This is a genomic window from Lentilactobacillus buchneri (genome assembly GCF_018314255.1).
Classification (GTDB): Bacteria; Bacillota; Bacilli; order Lactobacillales; family Lactobacillaceae; genus Lentilactobacillus; species Lentilactobacillus buchneri.
Genome location: NZ_CP073066.1, coordinates 1,099,969 through 1,115,832, shown reverse-complemented (window position 1 = coordinate 1,115,832; position 15,864 = coordinate 1,099,969). Strand labels below are relative to the sequence as shown.

General features: G+C 44.8%; 15 protein-coding genes. 7 read left to right on the top strand and 8 right to left on the bottom strand.

Going from position 1 to position 15,864, the window contains the following annotated elements; translation table 11 throughout:
- Positions 1-74: 74 nt before the first annotated feature.
- The 3 genes from KE627_RS05385 to KE627_RS05375 form a co-directional block, all read right to left on the bottom strand.
- Positions 75-992 carry an anti sigma factor C-terminal domain-containing protein gene (locus tag KE627_RS05385; RefSeq protein WP_056938901.1) on the bottom strand — a complete coding sequence of 306 codons (918 nt, stop codon included), beginning with the start codon at positions 990-992 and terminating at the stop codon, positions 75-77.
- Complete coding sequence (locus KE627_RS05380) at positions 992-1,474, bottom strand: RNA polymerase sigma factor (protein WP_013726996.1); 483 nt, start codon at positions 1,472-1,474, stop codon at positions 992-994. Before KE627_RS05380 ends, KE627_RS05385 begins: the two co-directional genes overlap by 1 nt.
- 108 nt (positions 1,475-1,582) lie before the next feature.
- Entirely contained in the window at positions 1,583-2,440 is an 858-nt protein-coding gene (locus tag KE627_RS05375) for a fructosamine kinase family protein (protein ID WP_014939199.1), read from the bottom strand.
- Positions 2,441-2,577: 137 nt separating this feature from the next.
- Here KE627_RS05375 and KE627_RS05370 point away from each other — a divergent pair, with 137 nt between their 5' ends.
- Positions 2,578-3,771 carry an oxidoreductase gene (locus KE627_RS05370; RefSeq protein WP_013726998.1) on the top strand — a complete coding sequence of 398 codons (1,194 nt, stop codon included), beginning with the start codon at positions 2,578-2,580 and terminating at the stop codon, positions 3,769-3,771.
- 24 nt (positions 3,772-3,795) lie between these two features.
- Positions 3,796-5,178, top strand: coding sequence for a flavocytochrome c (locus tag KE627_RS05365; protein WP_056938902.1), 1,383 nt, complete (start codon positions 3,796-3,798; stop codon positions 5,176-5,178).
- A gap of 90 nt (positions 5,179-5,268) precedes the next feature.
- Here the strand turns inward: KE627_RS05365 and KE627_RS05360 are convergent, their stop codons facing one another.
- From KE627_RS05360 to KE627_RS05345, 4 genes are all read right to left on the bottom strand, one after another.
- Entirely contained in the window at positions 5,269-6,177 is a 909-nt protein-coding gene (locus KE627_RS05360) for an aldo/keto reductase (protein WP_013727000.1), read from the bottom strand.
- A gap of 95 nt (positions 6,178-6,272) precedes the next feature.
- Positions 6,273-6,752 (bottom strand): Dps family protein, encoded by a 480-nt coding sequence (locus KE627_RS05355; RefSeq protein WP_013727001.1) that lies wholly within the window; start codon positions 6,750-6,752, stop codon positions 6,273-6,275.
- Between the two features lie 100 nt (positions 6,753-6,852).
- Positions 6,853-8,193, bottom strand: a complete 1,341-nt coding sequence (locus tag KE627_RS05350) for an MFS transporter (RefSeq protein ID WP_056938903.1) — start codon at positions 8,191-8,193, stop codon at positions 6,853-6,855.
- A gap of 200 nt (positions 8,194-8,393) precedes the next feature.
- A complete protein-coding gene (locus KE627_RS05345; protein WP_056938904.1) occupies positions 8,394-9,074 on the bottom strand; it encodes a YjjG family noncanonical pyrimidine nucleotidase in 681 nt (226 codons plus the stop codon).
- 157 nt (positions 9,075-9,231) lie between these two features.
- Here KE627_RS05345 and budA point away from each other — a divergent pair, with 157 nt between their 5' ends.
- Together budA and KE627_RS05335 are read left to right on the top strand one after the other, a co-directional pair.
- On the top strand, positions 9,232-9,942 hold the full coding sequence (gene budA / locus KE627_RS05340; protein ID WP_056938905.1) for an acetolactate decarboxylase: 711 nt from the start codon (positions 9,232-9,234) through the stop codon (positions 9,940-9,942).
- Between the two features lie 416 nt (positions 9,943-10,358).
- Positions 10,359-11,744: a sugar porter family MFS transporter gene (locus tag KE627_RS05335; protein WP_044502577.1), complete on the top strand. Its 1,386-nt coding sequence runs from the start codon at positions 10,359-10,361 to the stop codon at positions 11,742-11,744.
- 145 nt (positions 11,745-11,889) lie between these two features.
- Here KE627_RS05335 and KE627_RS05330 read toward each other — a convergent pair whose 3' ends face one another.
- Entirely contained in the window at positions 11,890-12,576 is a 687-nt protein-coding gene (locus tag KE627_RS05330) for a type 1 glutamine amidotransferase domain-containing protein (protein WP_056938906.1), read from the bottom strand.
- A gap of 209 nt (positions 12,577-12,785) precedes the next feature.
- Here KE627_RS05330 and KE627_RS05325 point away from each other — a divergent pair, with 209 nt between their 5' ends.
- From KE627_RS05325 to KE627_RS05315, 3 genes are all read left to right on the top strand, one after another.
- The gene (locus tag KE627_RS05325; RefSeq protein WP_013727007.1) at positions 12,786-13,697 is read left to right on the top strand and encodes an ABC transporter ATP-binding protein; all 912 of its coding nucleotides are present in this window, start codon (positions 12,786-12,788) and stop codon (positions 13,695-13,697) included.
- Position 13,698: 1 nt separating this feature from the next.
- The gene (locus KE627_RS05320; RefSeq protein WP_013727008.1) at positions 13,699-14,475 is read left to right on the top strand and encodes an ABC transporter permease; all 777 of its coding nucleotides are present in this window, start codon (positions 13,699-13,701) and stop codon (positions 14,473-14,475) included.
- A 236-nt stretch (positions 14,476-14,711) separates the two neighbouring features.
- On the top strand, positions 14,712-15,857 hold the full coding sequence (locus tag KE627_RS05315; protein WP_173667697.1) for a family 20 glycosylhydrolase: 1,146 nt from the start codon (positions 14,712-14,714) through the stop codon (positions 15,855-15,857).
- Positions 15,858-15,864 lie beyond the last annotated feature (7 nt).

Sequence of the window (15,864 nt, the reverse complement as noted above, 5' to 3'; positions counted from 1 at the left end):
CATGAAAAACACACCCCTTGGACTCTTTTTGAAGTTTAAGGGGTGTGTTTAGTTTGATAGGGTACTTATGCTAATTAAAAACTAGGTTTAATATACGGAACACGTTTGATTGTCGCCCCAACCGAACTTTCTGTGATCCAATTTTGGTTTACCAAGGGCTTAAAGTTTTCTGTTTTTCCAGTAATGATGATGCCAGAAAATCTTGCTTGATTTAATGTCGGATATTTCTTGGCAAATCCGTGGGCATAGTCAGTGATTGAAAAACTATTATATGTGCCGAGATTTTTAGCACTTTGCAATGATTTTCTGAAGCCCTTATAGTCATTTGGACCAAGTTTGCCATTAAATGACTGAATTCCAAGAAAACAATTATCTTCAATCGTTGGATCTGCTTTACCGTTGACACCAAGCCAGAACCAATTTGCTTGGATGCCTTTCGGCAGCTTTTGTAGTATTTGTGAATATGTCATTGGATGGCGAAAGGTCAAAGCCACCTCACCTACATAATTTTTCATTTGCGAAATTTTCTTAACTTCGTAAGCCTTCGACACATTTGGTGATTTAACTCGATTATTGTAAAATAACGGAATCTTGGTTTGGGTTGTTCTCGTGTAAGCCGCCTGATTATCTGTATCCACTAAGTTATCGGTTTGAATTTCATGATATAACCAATTGTACTTACCTTCGACAGTCTGCCATGGTAAATGATAGCCATCAATGTCTTTATATTGGTGGCTTACGACAGTGCCGCCGCCAATGTTACTGTTACCAATAACCAAGTCACTGTTTTGGATATTGGGGCTCATGAGGTCTTGTTGAATTTCCATCTCTTTCATAAGCCCACTAGATTGACGGGCGGAAAAAGATTGAGTAATTTTATATCCAACTGCCGTCATTATTGGAAAAAGAATAATAATTAATAAAATTGTGATTACCCAACGCTTGAGTTTAATACGAAAAGCTAATTTTTCAAATTGTTTATCTTGGTTCATTATGATTCACCAAATCCCTTCTTAATCTTCTTTCTCAACCGATACAAACGCATTTTCACTCCTGGAGAGGTTATCTTTAGATTGGTGGCAATTTCATCAATAGATTGACCTTCGATGTATTTCATTTTTAAGATTTCTTGATCACCAGGAGATAACTTTTGGATAATTCGCTGTAGTTTTTTTGATTTGTCTTCTGTGTGTGGTTCCCTCGTTTGCTTCTGCTGCGGAATAAGGTATTGTTGTAAAATTTTCTGAAGACGGGCTTCACGACGATTTAAATCAATGTATTTCGTTTTGGCAATTTTGTACATATAAGGGCGAATCTTATCTGGCGGGAGTATTAGATCCATTTCCAAAACTTTTACAAAGACATCTTGAACAACGTCTTCTGCGATGTCTTTACTAGCTCCGCGTGAAACCAGGAAATGATTTAATTCGATTGAGATGTTTTTCAGTAGTACCTCATACTCATCAAGTTTCATGACAACCCCCTTTCACTGTATATAACGAACGGGATTCGAATAAGTAACGATAATTACTCAATTATGTAAAAAGAGCCAGACAAGAATGTCCAGCTCAACGACTATAATTTATTCATGTTCCAAAATCTGATTCATCGCGCTGTCGGCACTACTCTTATACATTGTGCCGAATTTATTGGTGTGAACCATCAAGTAATACAGCCGATAAAAGTTCAGCCGTTCATTGGCGCCCGGATCCAAAGGGTAGACTGCGTTATAAGCGGCGTAGAAGTCCGCGTCAAAGCCACCAAAGACGGTGGTAATCCCCAGGTCGAATTCCCGATCACCATAGAAAGAAGCGGGATCAATCAATGCCGGACGACCGTCCGCCAAGAACATGTAGTTGCCGCCCCACAAATCGCCGTGAAGCAGGGATGGCTCGCTCTCATGCTTCGACAACTGATCGAGAATCACTTCGCGAACCCGTTTGTATTTTTCATCGTCACTTGGATTCCATAAATGCTTTTTCATCAAAGCATCGCGGAGCCGGTCCAGTCGGTGGTTGACGAATAATTCACTCCAAGAGTCGGTCCAACTGTTATCGAAGCTTTCATCGTTGCTGACATAGGGCAGGTCAAAGCCAAATTTTCCATTCTTGCTGTAATGCTGATGCAAGTTGGCAACCAGTTCACCTAAGTCACTCTGACTGCCGGAACCTGATTCCAAAAAGTTCAGCAGCAAATAAGCATCGCCGTTAATTTGACCATTGCCCAACACTCGGGGAGCCAAGACGTTAGCTTCCTCGAAAGCTTTGAGCCCAGCAATCTCGCCAGCGTAAAAGTCGGCAGTCGTCTGGGGCTGAACCAGTAGGAAATATGTGTCATCTTTTGTTTCTAATCGAAATGCCTGATTAACATCGCCGCCACCAACGGGGACTGCTTTAGTAATCCCTTTGATGGGCAGTTGTGATAGCCATTGATCATCCATTGAATCATCACCTCTGGGTTCATTGTAACTGAAAATTGAATTTTATGTAGGCTGGAATTGCGATGGGGGTCAAATCGGGTTACCATTAAATCAAATCATATCGTCGATTAAGCAAATTTGCTGGAAAGGAGCTGCAAATGAATTACTTACAAGTTGCCAAGCCGTTGGTGTTACCCAACGGTCAGCAGGTCAAAAATCGATTCTTTAAATCGGCCATGAGTGAAACAATGGCTAACCAAGATCATCAGCCAGATGAACGATATGCCACCTTGTATCGAGCATGGGCAATGGGTGGTTCTGGAATTGTGGTAACTGGTAACGTCATGGTCGATTCAACCGCCTTGGCAGAACCCGGCAACGTGGTCGTTGAGGATGAGCGGAGCTTGGCAACCCTTCAAAAGTGGGCTCAAGCGGGAACGACAAACCACACCCAGTTGTGGATGCAGCTCAATCATCCCGGCAAACAGTCACCAAAATATTTGTCCACTCAACCAGCTGGGCCCAGTGCCATTCCTGTACATGGCCCTAATCAGAAATATTTTAATCCCCCACGTGAATTGAAGAATTCTGAAATTCATGAGATTATCGCTAAATACATTCGAACCGCAGAGATTGCCCAAGAAGCCGGCTTCTCCGGTGTCCAAATTCACGGTGCGTACGGTTATTTGGTTAATCAGTTCTTGTCTCGCAAAGACAACCAGCGGACAGATGAATTTGGCGACTCACTGGAGAATCGAATGCGATTTCTCGTAGATATCTATGAAGGGATTCGCGAATCATGTGGGCCCCAGTTTTCGATTGGGCTAAAGCTCAGCGTGCTTGACCTTGATTTGGAAGGATTCACCGAACACGATTCGATTGCCGTGATCCAAAAGATGGCCGACCTTGGCATCGACTTGATTGAAATCTCTGGTGATGATTACGAAAACTCAACCGTTGGCTTTTCCGGCTATGCCCATATGATCCATCAACTTACAGATGTCCCCATTGTGCTCAGTGGCGGGTTTAGACGAATTTCCACGATGGAAGAGGCGCTGGGAACCCACGACGCCGACATGATCGGAATGTGTACACCAATGGCGGTAATGCCGGACCTGCCTAATCAAATTTTAGCTGGCAGCTACCAACCAGTTCCACTACCACTAACGATGGGGAGTCGGAAGTTGGATGAGAAGTATTCGCCAACATTCATTACCGCGTATTGTGAACAACAGGCGCGTCGGCTGGCAGAGGGGAAACGACCACAGCTATACACGAGTGCCTGGCGCGCCTTGGCGGCAAGCATTCAAATGCACGGGCCAAATGGACTTACACCTCGCCGTGCTCAATAAATAATTGAAGATTGGAAGAAATTCATGTCACAACCATTTGAACCAAATTCATTAGATGAACTAAAAGATCAGTATGACGTCATTGTCATCGGCTCTGGTAGTGCTGGCCTCACCAGTGCCATTCGGGCAACCGAACTCGGATTGAAACCAGTGATTTTTGAAAAAATGCCGAGTGTTGGCGGTGATACTAAACGGGCCTCGTCGGGGATGAACGCCGCGGCAACCTTTGTTCAGACTGAGCATGGAATCGAAGATAGCGTTGGGGCCTTTTATTACGAGACGTTGCGTGGCGGTCATGGCCAAAACGATCCAGCGTTATTGAAGAATTTTACCGAGCATGGTGCGCGGGCAATCGAGTGGCTTTATAAACAGGGTGTCCAGCTGGATGATTTGACAATTACCGGTGGCATGAGTGTGCCCCGGGCGCATCGACCAAGTTCGACTCAACCAATTGGTGGTTACTTGATTAATGGTCTGCTAAGCCAAGTTCAGGCAAAACAGATTCCACTGTTCACCAACGTCAAAGTGACTGAAATCCTGCACGATGATCGGGTTTCCGGCGTTCAAATTCAAACAGAAAACGGTTCGCAAACTGTTCACGCCAAAGCAGTGATTATTGCCGCTGGCGGGTTTGGTGCCAACAAGTCACTCATTGCAAAGTATCGCCCGGATCTTACCAAATACAAGACAACCAACCAGCCTGGAAATACCGGTGATGGCATGTTGCTGGCAGAGCATCTGGGTGCCCAGCTGGTTGATATGGATCGAATTCAAATTCACCCCACCGTTCAACAGGATACGGACCACGTCTATTTAATCGGTGAAACGGTCCGTGGCGAGGGCGCTATCTTAGTTGATCAAAACGGAAAGCGGTTTGTGAATGAAATGGAAACCCGCGACAAAGTTACCAACGCAATCGAGAAGTTGGGTGGTACTGGCGCATACCTCATCTTTGATGCCAAGGTTCGCAAACGTGCCAAGGCAATTGACTTCTATGATCATGTTGGCTTGGTTAAGACAGGCGATGATTTAGCCAAACTTGGTAAACTGATTGGTGTTGATAGTGATACACTATCGCAAACCGTAGCCAAGTGGAATCAGGCCGTTTCCGATCGAATGGACATTAACTTTGGCAGAACGACCGGCCGCCACATCCTTGAAACTGCCCCATATTATGCGATTCACATTGCCCCGGCGATTCATTATACAATGGGCGGTTTGAAGACTAACGATCAAACTCAAGTGCTTAAGGCGGACGGCCAACCGATTCCAGGATTATATGCGGCCGGAGAGGTGGTTGGTGGCCTACATGGTGATAATCGAATTGGTGGCAACTCCATTGCGGAAACCGTCGTATTTGGTTTGCAGGCAGCTCAGCAGGTACGCGATTATATTTTTGAAATGTGAATAAAACGAGGGGTCATTGGAATTTACCCAATGGCCCCTCAACTATTTTTATGTTAAATCCGTTGGATCAAGAAACAAACTTCATCGATCTCAAAATAATCGATTAATCTCATCAAATTCTGCTGGACTCAGTTGTACATCCAACGCTTTGGCATTACTATCAACTTGCTCTGGCAATCTTGCACCGGGAATCACCACGCTAATATCAGGATTGGCAATGTACCAAGCCAAAATCGTTTGAGCAATCGTTGCCTGATGACTTTCGGCGATGGTTTTGACTTGATCTAAACTATCCATGATCTGATTGAATTTTGATGTAGAGAACCTGCTGAACTTGTCTGCATCGTTTCGACTGTATTTGCCAGTTAGCAAGCCTGAAGCCAGTGGGAAATAGGGGACAAAGGAAATTTGGTGTGCCTTTAGATACGGGAAGATTTCTGTTTCTGCATCCCGGTGAACCAGGCTGTAATTGTTCTCCACGACATCGACTTGATTGTCTTGATTGGCTTCCTTGATCTGGTTCAAATTAAAATTAGAAATCCCGATTGCCCGAATCTTACCGGCCTTTTTTGCCTGGGCCAGCGCGTCAACTGCTTCTGCCTTCGGGGTCTTGTCATCCGGAAAATGAATGTAAAAAATGTCGATGTAATCGGTTTGCAGCCGTTCCAACGACTCATCAATCGATTTGGTCAAGAACTTAGGATCGTTATTAGGCTTCAAGTCGTTGTTGGGATCCTGAGCTGCTTTCGATGCGATGACAAATTTTGAACGATCGAAATCTTGAATGACGTTGCCAATAATGTCTTCAGACTTGCCCAATCCATACATAAATGCGGTATCCAGTAACGTAATGCCGTCGTTCAATGCCGCTTTAACAACTGCCTCGCCGTCCGAATCTTTCAGGCCGTCAAATAAATTATGGCCGCCGACCTTGTTGGTCCCCAGACCCAAGGGGCCGCTGACAACCTCGCTCTTACCAATTTTAACTGAGTTATTCAAAGTCAATTCCTCCTTACATATCAATAATGCTCTGCCATAAAAATAGGGCTGAAATTAAAATATTTCAACCCAAGTGTCTATTTTTCGATAATTGATTATTCGTCGTAAGGCCCTTTGCCGAGGTAGGCGTTAATCATCCAAATATTCTTATCAATGTCTTCTTTAAAGCCATTCAGCATATCTTGAGTTGGAAAATCTTTTTCCTCGTCAGTGACCTCGATGCCCTTTTGATATTGATCACGCAAATACCTGAATTGATCAACCAGCCGCTGCATGAAGTCACGCATGGTTAATTGATCCCAGGTAACCTTTTCGTCCGGTAAGCCGGTGTTATCAATGAATTCGTGAGTGGTTGCGAACGGCGAACCGTTGATTGCGATCAGTCGCTCGGCAACGTTATCCAATTGATCAGCTAATTGATCACTATAATCATCCATCAGCGGGTGCAGGCGAAAGAAGTTCTCACCCCGCATGTACCAGTGGGTTTGTTGGATGTTGGTCTGCAGCTGGCTGAGATCTGCGACTAATTGATTCAATTGTGCGCGTGTCTTTGGAAAATCGTACTTGTCTGCCATCAGATTACCTCCCAGAATAATTTTGAATTCGCTTACACAGTCAGTGTACTCGATTCTGGGAGACGGTCGCAAGGAAGTTGCCTTTTAGTTTTCGAAAGGCTTAGTGGTCTTTTGGTCCACTGACAGTCGGTGCCTGTGGTTGGTCAGGCTCCGTCGTTTCCGGAGATTCTTCCAGTTTGGAATGCTTGGATGTCTCCAGCATCCTGACGTAGACGAGGAAGCTGACAAATGCCGCTGCTGATACATAATAGAAGAACCAGTCTTCATGACCGATGTGTTTGAGCCACAGGGCAATGTATTCAACACTTCCACCAAAGATCGCAACGGTCAGCCCATAAGGAAAACCAACCCCGAGTGCCCGAATTTCAGTCGGAAATAATTCTGCTTTAACGATGGCATTAATTGAAGTGTAGCCACTGACGATCAGAAGGCCGCCTAGCATGAGTAGAAACGATGCCACGGGGCTATCGAAGGATTTGAGTCCGAGAAAGATTGGAACGGTCAAAATTGTTCCACCAATCCCGAACCAGTAGAGTAAGGGCTTTCGGCCAATTTTATCTGAAAGGTGGCCAAACAATGGTTGGGCAGCCATAAAAATCAGCAAGGCACCAAAGTTGATCATTGTGACCAGCTTTGGTGCCAGCCCCAATGAATTGATCATGTATTTTTGCATATAGGTCGTGTAGGTGTAGAAAGCAATTGTCCCACCCAAGGTTAATCCAACGACGGTCAACACTTGATTGGGATATTTTGCCAACTCACGCAAGGATCCTCTGGTGGCCTTTGTTTTCTCAGTCTGTTTAAATTGATTTGTTTCGTCCATTGAAAGTCGCAGGTATAAAACGATAACGGCGCCAACTGCCCCAATGGCGAAAGGAATCCGCCAGCCAAATGCCCGCAGTTGTCCATCCGAAAGCATTGATTGTAGAATGATTTGAACGATTAAGGCGATCAGTTGACCGCTGATTAAAGTTACATACTGAAACGATGCGTAATAACCACGCCGTCCAGAGGTTGCCATTTCTGATAAATAAGTGGCAGAAATGCCGTACTCGCCGCCAAGTGATAATCCTTGGACCAAACGAATACAGACCAACAGCAACGGCGCAAAAACGCCGATTGAACTGTAGGTTGGGATAATGGCAATCAACAGCGATCCGGTTGCCATGATGCTGACGGAGAGCGTTAAGGCGGCCCGGCGGCCTTTTTTATCGGCATATTTACCCATGATAAAGCTGCCGAACGGTCGCATCAGGAAACCGACCGCAAAAATAGCGGCTGCACTCAGCAGTTCGACGGTTTGATCACCGTCTGGAAAAAATGATCCGGCAAAATAAATGGCAAAGGATGCATATATATACCAATCGAACCATTCAATCATATTGCCTAAAGAACCTTTAATGATATTGCTTGTAACCCGTTTTTGGCTGTATCGTTGCATGTTGGGACCTCCTTTAATTCAGAACCGAATTAGAAATTAATTAGAGATATTCTAATTAATCACCTAGTATAGGTTAATAATTAATGGGATGCAAGATATCGTGTTAGGTTATATAACATTTTACCAAAACAAAAATGACTGTCACCTGTGAACCAATTGTGGGTTCAACTCCATGGGGCAGTCATTTGAGCTTGATTCAATTAGACAATTGCTTCCAGCCGCAGGAGATGATCAATCTCATAAGTTGGCTTCAATCGGATGGTATTGGGCTGATGGGTTGGGTTGAACCAGACTGAATCGAGGCCATATAAATTGGCCCCTTTAATATCGGAGGTCAGCGAATCACCAATCACCAGTGACTGGTCTTTTGAAAAGCCCTGAATGTTGTGTGCAACATAGTCAAAAAAGCCAGGATCAGGTTTTTGGACGCCGATAGTTTCGGACGCGAAAACATGAGTAAAGTAGGGTGCCAGACCAGACTCGTTGAGCCGCCGATGTTGAGTTTTGGCGATCCCATTGGTCACGACATAAATATCGTGACTTGCACTGAGGTCGGCCAGCAATTGCTTGGCTTGCGGCATCGGGCTGTGACCTTCGGCTAGAAAACTGCGATACCGTTGTTCATAGGCTTTTCCGTCAACAACTTGGCCGTAATGGTCGAAGAAACGACGGAATCGAGTATCCAGCAGCGTTTGTCGACTGATTTCGCCTAATTCATATTGCTGCCAAAGCTGTTCATTAAATTGATGGTAGTCGGCATAGACCTCAGAGGTCAGCGGCTGGCCGATGGTTTTGAATAATTTTTTGAGGGCGTCATGCTCAGCTGCCTGGAAATTCAACAGCGTGTCATCAACGTCAAAGAGTAATGTCGAATATTTCATGAAAGGAGACCTCACGTCATTTTTGTTAAATTCTATCACAATCCGGTGGGAATTTTGCTGATATTCACAAACTTGTCAGAATTGTTGGCTTACCCTTCCTGCGAAGTGCTACCATTAAAGGAAAGGTCTTTTACATTACACACAGGGGAGTCTTAACATGGCAAATCATATCACGCTATATCAGCACGGAACGCTGGCATTACTTGTTCCCGGGCTTTTAAAGGGAACCATTACAATGGGGGAACTGTTAAAACATGGCGATACCGGCATTGGGACTGGCGAAGGATTGGATGGTGAATTGATTATTCTAGATGGCAAACCATATCACGTCCACGCCACCGGGGATGTCACACTAGCCCCCAAGTTATTCACCATGCCGTTTGCCAATGCCCATTTTGCCCGCTACACGCCACTGGCCGAACTGGAAAACGTTGATCAGGCTGATTTGAACAAACAATTGGTCTCGTTAAGTCGAGCTGCCAACACTTTTTTCTCCATTAAAATAACCGGCACTTTTGCCAACATCCAAACCAGAGCGGCGGTTAAATCTCAGCCGCCGTATAATACTTTGGCTGAAACCGCTGAAAATCAGAGTGTCTTCACCCGGGATCAGATTAATGGGACGTTGATTGGCTATTATGCCCCACAACTGTTCGAGGGTGCAGCTGTGGGCGGCTTTCATCACCACTTCATTTCCGATGACCGCAAGTTTGGTGGCTACGTCTTGAATTTCCACCTTGTAAAGGGTGATGTCAGCTACCAGCTGTTTGATACCTTTGAACAACATTTGCCGGTCAGTGATAAGGACTTTATGCAGCACGATTTTTCAAAGGACGACATCGCCGGCAGCATTCAAAAGTCTGAATAATGAAACCATTAATTACAATTATTCCGATTATCGTTATCATAATTTAACGCTTTATAACCTTTTAGTAAACGTAATACTAATATTAGTAAAACTTTTGCATTCGCCGTAAACACTGGGGTGAGTGCATTTTTGTTTGGTCCAATTTAGAAATTTGTATGATAACCAGTTTTAGTACTTGATTTATACGGATGAATCCGTTAACATAACAAACTATGGACGCTGGTTATTTTTTGATAGCGGTCCATATGTAATGCTGTAAATGAATGTAAGCGTTACGACTGTGCGTATAAGAGAGAATGTCACACAACAAAGAATGTGTTGGATTTGTCTGATTTGTTATGTAACCCCTTCCAATCTTTTGGATTGGGGAATCACGACTAATCAAGCGTTGGCTTAAAGTGTAAAGGAGAATGATGATGGAAAAGGCTGTTGCAACAGAAAAGAAAATCTCAAGCGGATTTATTTATTTCTTTGGTTCATTCGGTGGGATTCTGTTTGGATATGATATTGGGGTTATGACGGGGGCACTCCCATTTTTACAAACTGATTGGGGACTGCAAAATAATGCGACGATCACTGGCTGGATTACGTCAGCTGTAATGTTGGGTGCCATCTTTGGTGGTGCGATTGCCGGGCAGCTGTCCGATAAGATGGGTCGAAGAAAGATGATCCTGCTTTCAGCTCTGATTTTCATGGCCGGATCATTGCTATCTGCCATCTCACCGCATGACGGGCAATTCTACCTGATTGCTGTTCGCGTCTTCTTAGGCCTTGCCGTTGGGGCATCTTCAGCTCTGGTGCCGGCCTATATGTCAGAAATGGCGCCGGCCAAAATGCGGGGGCGTTTGACCGGGATTAACCAGACGATGATTGTGTCTGGGATGTTGCTATCTTACGTGATGGATTTCGTATTGAAAGACCTGCCTGAGAACTGGGCATGGCGTTCAATGCTTGGCCTGGCTGCCTTGCCTGCCTTGATCTTGTTCTTTGGCGTATTGAAGCTGCCTGAATCACCACGTTTCTTAGTTAAAAACGGTCGCCCTGACGATGCTCGCAGAGTGTTGAGCTACATCCGGGAAAACGACACCGAAATTGATGACGAATTAGAGCAAATTCAAGATACTGCTTCACAAGAAAAGAAAATTTCAAAATCAACCAGTTGGGCAACTGTCTTCAGTTCAAAATACCGTTACCTGGCAATTGCCGGTATCGGCGTCGCGGCTTTCCAACAGTTCCAAGGAGCCAATGCAATCTTCTATTACATTCCATTGATTGTTGAAAAGGCGACAGGAACTGCAGCTAACTCAGCTTTGATGTGGCCAATTATTCAAGGAATTATCCTGGTAATCGGATCACTGGTATTCTTGGGAATCGCTGACAAATTTAAGCGTCGGACCTTACTAATTCTTGGTGGAACGGTCATGGGATTATCATTCCTCCTGCCAACTGCCATTAAGTTCCTGGTACCAAACGCCAGTCCATTACTGATTGTCTTCTTCCTGAGTATTTACGTTGCCGCATACTCATTTACTTGGGCACCCTTAACTTGGGTTCTGATTGGTGAGGTCTTCCCACTGGCAATTCGTGGCCGGGCATCAGGAGCCGCTTCATCTGCCAACTGGGTTGGTTCATTCGCTGTTGGCCTGCTCTTCCCGATCATGACCGCCAGCATGCCACAAGACGCCGTATTCGCTATTTTTGGTGTCATCTGTCTGCTGGGTGTTTGGTTCATCCATTCACGGGTACCGGAAACCAAGGGCCGCAGTTTGGAAGATATTGAAGAAGAAAACATTAATAAATAATCTGATGATCGATTCCGGACAAATTCTGGGATAGCATCCTATAAAAATTAAAAGCGTCTGACACAAATTTTTCTATTTGTGTCAGACGTTTTTGATTTTGATAGTTACTTCTATATGATAGGGCAACAAAACTCTCTACGAACCCTTATTGCAGCAGCTCTTTAATAATCGCTTCACCAACACCAGTCGCTGAGTTGGGATTTTGGCCGGTAATCAGTCGGTCGTCGACAACGACATTCGGCTCAAAGGCAGTCCCCTTCACGAAGTTGGCACCGGCTTTGTCCAATTCATCTTCCAGCAGGAACTCAACGTCATTCGTGAGACCGTTTAAGGCTTCTTCATCATTGGTGAAGGCAGTCAGCTTGCGCCCATGCACAAAGCGTTTGCCATCTTCTGTCCGCATGGGCAGCAGGCCACACACGCCGACGCAATTGGCTGAGACAATTCCGCCGTTGGCATAAATTGTTTCGGCCAGCCCCGCCAATTCGGTGTTCTGTGGGAAATCGGTCATCGTTCCGTGGCCGCCAACAAAATAAATTACCTGGTAGTCCTTCGGATTGACGTCGGCCGGGGTGAGTGACTGGGCCAAATGGTGATTTTGGAAGGTGTCGTCCAGATAATATTCCCAATCCGTGGCGTCCATGTCATCGGTTCCCAAGCTCAGAGGATCGAGCGGGACATAACCGCCCTTAGGACTGACATAATCGACATCGATGCCGTTATCGGCCATCACTTTGTTGAAATGGGTCGCTTCCTTCAGCCAGATTCCGGTGGCCCGTTGAATCTTCTTGAATTTGGGGTTGTTTGTCACAACCATTAAAGCTTTCGTCATAAGCAGCGTTACCTCGATTCTTCGTTCTGATTAGACTTGTCGATTTCATTTCCTCACCCCCATCATAACAGATAATTCATGAGGATGATGAGAAATGGGGTGTTGTATAAGTTTTAACACATATGTTATCCTTAAGGCCAACCATTCATGAAAATGAGTGGCCCTTTACTTGTAGAATTGTGTTTGAGTATAAATACTAGGAGGAACACATGGCAGACTCAATATTAAATGTCGAGCATCTTAACAAGAACTTTGGCCACAAGCAGGTTCTCAAAGATGTGTCGTTTTCAGTACAAACCGGACATATTGTGGGCTTGGTTGGTCCCAACGGTGCCGGTAAATCAACCATTATGAAAGCCGTCTTAGGACTCTTTAATTACTCAAGCGGCAAGATCACCATTGATGGCGATCCAGTTTCACCCACCAGTCATCGGGCGATGGATAAGGTTGGCGCCTTAATTGAATACCCCGGGATTTACCCATTCCTGACAGGTTATCAGCACCTGCAGTTATTTTCAAAGGAATCGACTTCAAAAGATCAGATTATGGACATCGTTGACAAGATGAAGATGGATTCATACATAAACCGCAAGGCCAAGACCTACTCTTTAGGTATGAAACAAAAGCTTGGGATTGCCTTGGCTTTAGTCGACCGCCCCAAACTGGTTATTTTGGATGAGCCGATGAATGGTCTGGATCCCCAAGCCAACAAAGACTTGCGGACCATTATTTTGGATTTGGCCAAACAAGGCACCACATTCCTGATCTCCAGTCATATCTTAAGTGAGTTGGAAAAATTGGTCGATGACCTGGTTGTCATTGATAAGGGACAGATCGTTTACACTGAGAGCATGGCCAACCTGGAAAATGGCGGTAAGAAGTTATTGGTTCTTAAGACCTCAGACGACGCCCATGCTAAAGATATTTTGAGCCAAAACGGCTACCAGCTTGATGACGGTGATAAGCTCAGCATTGTCGAAACTGACTCAACCAAGATGGCTGACGTGATCAAATTACTGTCCGATAACGATATCGAAATTGAAGATGTCCAACACGTTCACAGCGATTTGGAAACATCACTCTTAAATCTGCTCAAAAACGACAAAGTAAAGGAGTCATAGCATGATAACGTTAGTCAAACAAGAAATCTTTAAACTGCTTCATAAGAAAAGCACCTACGCAGTCTCAGCTACATTATTGATTCTGATGACTGTTTTTGGTGTATTGACCAGAAACTATCCCAAGTACTGGGGTGATCCCAAAGGATTATTTGTCGAAATGTTTACCGGGATCAACTGGATCGTCTTGTTCATGATTGCGGCCTGCAGCTCAATCATTGCGATGGAATTCCAGTACGGCACGATTAAAGAATTATTGTATCGCAAGTACTATCGGGGTCAAATCCTGGTCAGCAAGTGGATTACCATGTTGCTGTACTCGATTTATTTCTATGTTTTGAGCTTTGTCTGGTCGATGCTTTTGAAAGTTGTTTTGTTTAACGATAAATTCAAACTTTCAGATACCTATCAATCAGGTCATTCAGTTATCGAAGCACAATGGCTCGGCATTATCGGCTCCTTTCTAACGATCTGGCTGGTTCTCAGTCTGGTATTATTATTGGCCAATATCTTCAAGAGTACCGCAGCAGCGATTTCAATCGGGATTATCGGTTACTTTGCTTTGAGCATGGTTTCCGGGGTCATGTTCTTATTGATGCACAAGTGGGAATGGCTGAAGTGGAACCCATTGAACATGATGAACCTGCCACAACAGTTGCTATCCAGTTCGGTTCATAAAATGACTTTGTTATCGACACCGGAAATGGTGGTCGGCAGTCTGGTATACACAGCAATTTTCATGGCAATCAGCTACGTTGTCTTCAAGCGCCGGAGTGTCTAAATTAAAATTGAACGTTTCAAAGATGGAATCGGCTAACAGCTGGTTCCATTTTTTTGTGCATAGATTCATGTTTCCAAAAAGGTGTCATTTTAATAACAATCTCATTATTTGTTAAGAGTGTCTAACGTTTGTTCAGAATGAAAGCCTGGGAATAGCAAAATCTGTGATGTTTGGTACTATGTATCTGATTAAATGTTACAGATATATTTCAAGATTGCATGACGGGGGGATTGCATATGGTACATAAGAGTTGGCTGCTATTGCCACTGACGGTATTGTTGATGGGATGCAGCGCGCACAAGACGACCACCGCTCAGACGACTTCGAGCACGGCGAGTGAACAGGATGGCAAATATAACGGAGTGACCTTAGACGTTGCCCGGCGCCACTACCAAGTCGGAACGTTGCAAAAGTTCATTCAATTAGTGGGGGATCATAATGGTCGGTTTATTCAGCTGCACTTAAGCGATGACCGGAATTTTGCGATTGAAAATGACTACGTTGGTCAGTCCTTGAAGAATGCCCAGAAGGTTGATGGCGTTTGGCATAACAAAAAGACCCACCAGTTCTTTTACAGCAAGGCCGAAATCAAGTATTTGGTCAACGATGCCGAACAGCACCACGTGACGCTGATCCCGGAAATCGACACCCCAGCGCATGTGACTGCCTTGGTGAAGCTCATGAAGGCCAATGGCAAGGCACAACTGGCTGATCAAGTCAGCTGGTACTCTAAGAGTTACCGCGACGAGATTCACCTCAATCAAACCGGCATTGATTTCACCAAAAAGCTGGACGACGAGGTTGGCACCTTGTTTGCCGGGCAGGCCAATCCCCGCTTTCATTTAGGCGGCGATGAATTTTCCGATAAGCTAACCAGCAACGCTGCTTACGTCAAATATTTAAACGCCACCAGCGCCAATGTGGAAAAAATGGGGTTCACACCGGAAGCTTGGAACGACGGCTTTTTAAACAGCAGTTTGAGCAAACTCAATAAAAACATCCAAGTAACTTACTGGAACTGGACCGCAGATCAAACCGGCAAGTTAGCTGCTGAGCGCCACAAATACTGGGCCTCGATGCCAAAATTGATCAACCGTGGTTCCAAAGTTTTCAACTATAACGACTACTATCTGTATTTCAATTTATCCAAAACCAACATGTCCAAGAAAAACGTCGCTTATATGATTAAGGATATGAAGCAATACTGGAAACCGACGTTATGGCACAACGACGTTGACACCAAGTTGAAGTCCAAACGGGGGATTGTCGGCAGCAGCGTATCACTATGGGCAGACTCGGCTGGATCGGTCAATGATCAGCAGGTGTACGCCGCCAGTGAGCAGTTCATCAAAACCTTTTTGGCCTTGGCCGAAAGTAGATAGAATGGGG

Excerpts from the sequence above, each read along its gene's own strand:
- KE627_RS05385 (WP_056938901.1), bottom strand. The coding sequence starts at position 992 with ATGAACCAAGATAAACAATTTGAAAAATTAGCTTTTCGTATTAAACTC.
- KE627_RS05380 (WP_013726996.1), bottom strand. The coding sequence starts at position 1,474 with ATGAAACTTGATGAGTATGAGGTACTACTGAAAAACATCTCAATCGAA.
- KE627_RS05375 (WP_014939199.1), bottom strand. The coding sequence starts at position 2,440 with ATGGATGATCAATGGCTATCACAACTGCCCATCAAAGGGATTACTAAA.
- KE627_RS05370 (WP_013726998.1), top strand. The coding sequence starts at position 2,578 with ATGAATTACTTACAAGTTGCCAAGCCGTTGGTGTTACCCAACGGTCAG.
- KE627_RS05365 (WP_056938902.1), top strand. The coding sequence starts at position 3,796 with ATGTCACAACCATTTGAACCAAATTCATTAGATGAACTAAAAGATCAG.
- KE627_RS05355 (WP_013727001.1), bottom strand. The coding sequence starts at position 6,752 with ATGGCAGACAAGTACGATTTTCCAAAGACACGCGCACAATTGAATCAA.
- KE627_RS05350 (WP_056938903.1), bottom strand. The coding sequence starts at position 8,193 with ATGCAACGATACAGCCAAAAACGGGTTACAAGCAATATCATTAAAGGT.
- KE627_RS05345 (WP_056938904.1), bottom strand. The coding sequence starts at position 9,074 with ATGAAATATTCGACATTACTCTTTGACGTTGATGACACGCTGTTGAAT.
- budA (WP_056938905.1), top strand. The coding sequence starts at position 9,232 with ATGGCAAATCATATCACGCTATATCAGCACGGAACGCTGGCATTACTT.
- KE627_RS05335 (WP_044502577.1), top strand. The coding sequence starts at position 10,359 with ATGGAAAAGGCTGTTGCAACAGAAAAGAAAATCTCAAGCGGATTTATT.
- KE627_RS05330 (WP_056938906.1), bottom strand. The coding sequence starts at position 12,576 with ATGACGAAAGCTTTAATGGTTGTGACAAACAACCCCAAATTCAAGAAG.
- KE627_RS05325 (WP_013727007.1), top strand. The coding sequence starts at position 12,786 with ATGGCAGACTCAATATTAAATGTCGAGCATCTTAACAAGAACTTTGGC.
- KE627_RS05320 (WP_013727008.1), top strand. The coding sequence starts at position 13,699 with ATGATAACGTTAGTCAAACAAGAAATCTTTAAACTGCTTCATAAGAAA.
- KE627_RS05315 (WP_173667697.1), top strand. The coding sequence starts at position 14,712 with ATGGTACATAAGAGTTGGCTGCTATTGCCACTGACGGTATTGTTGATG.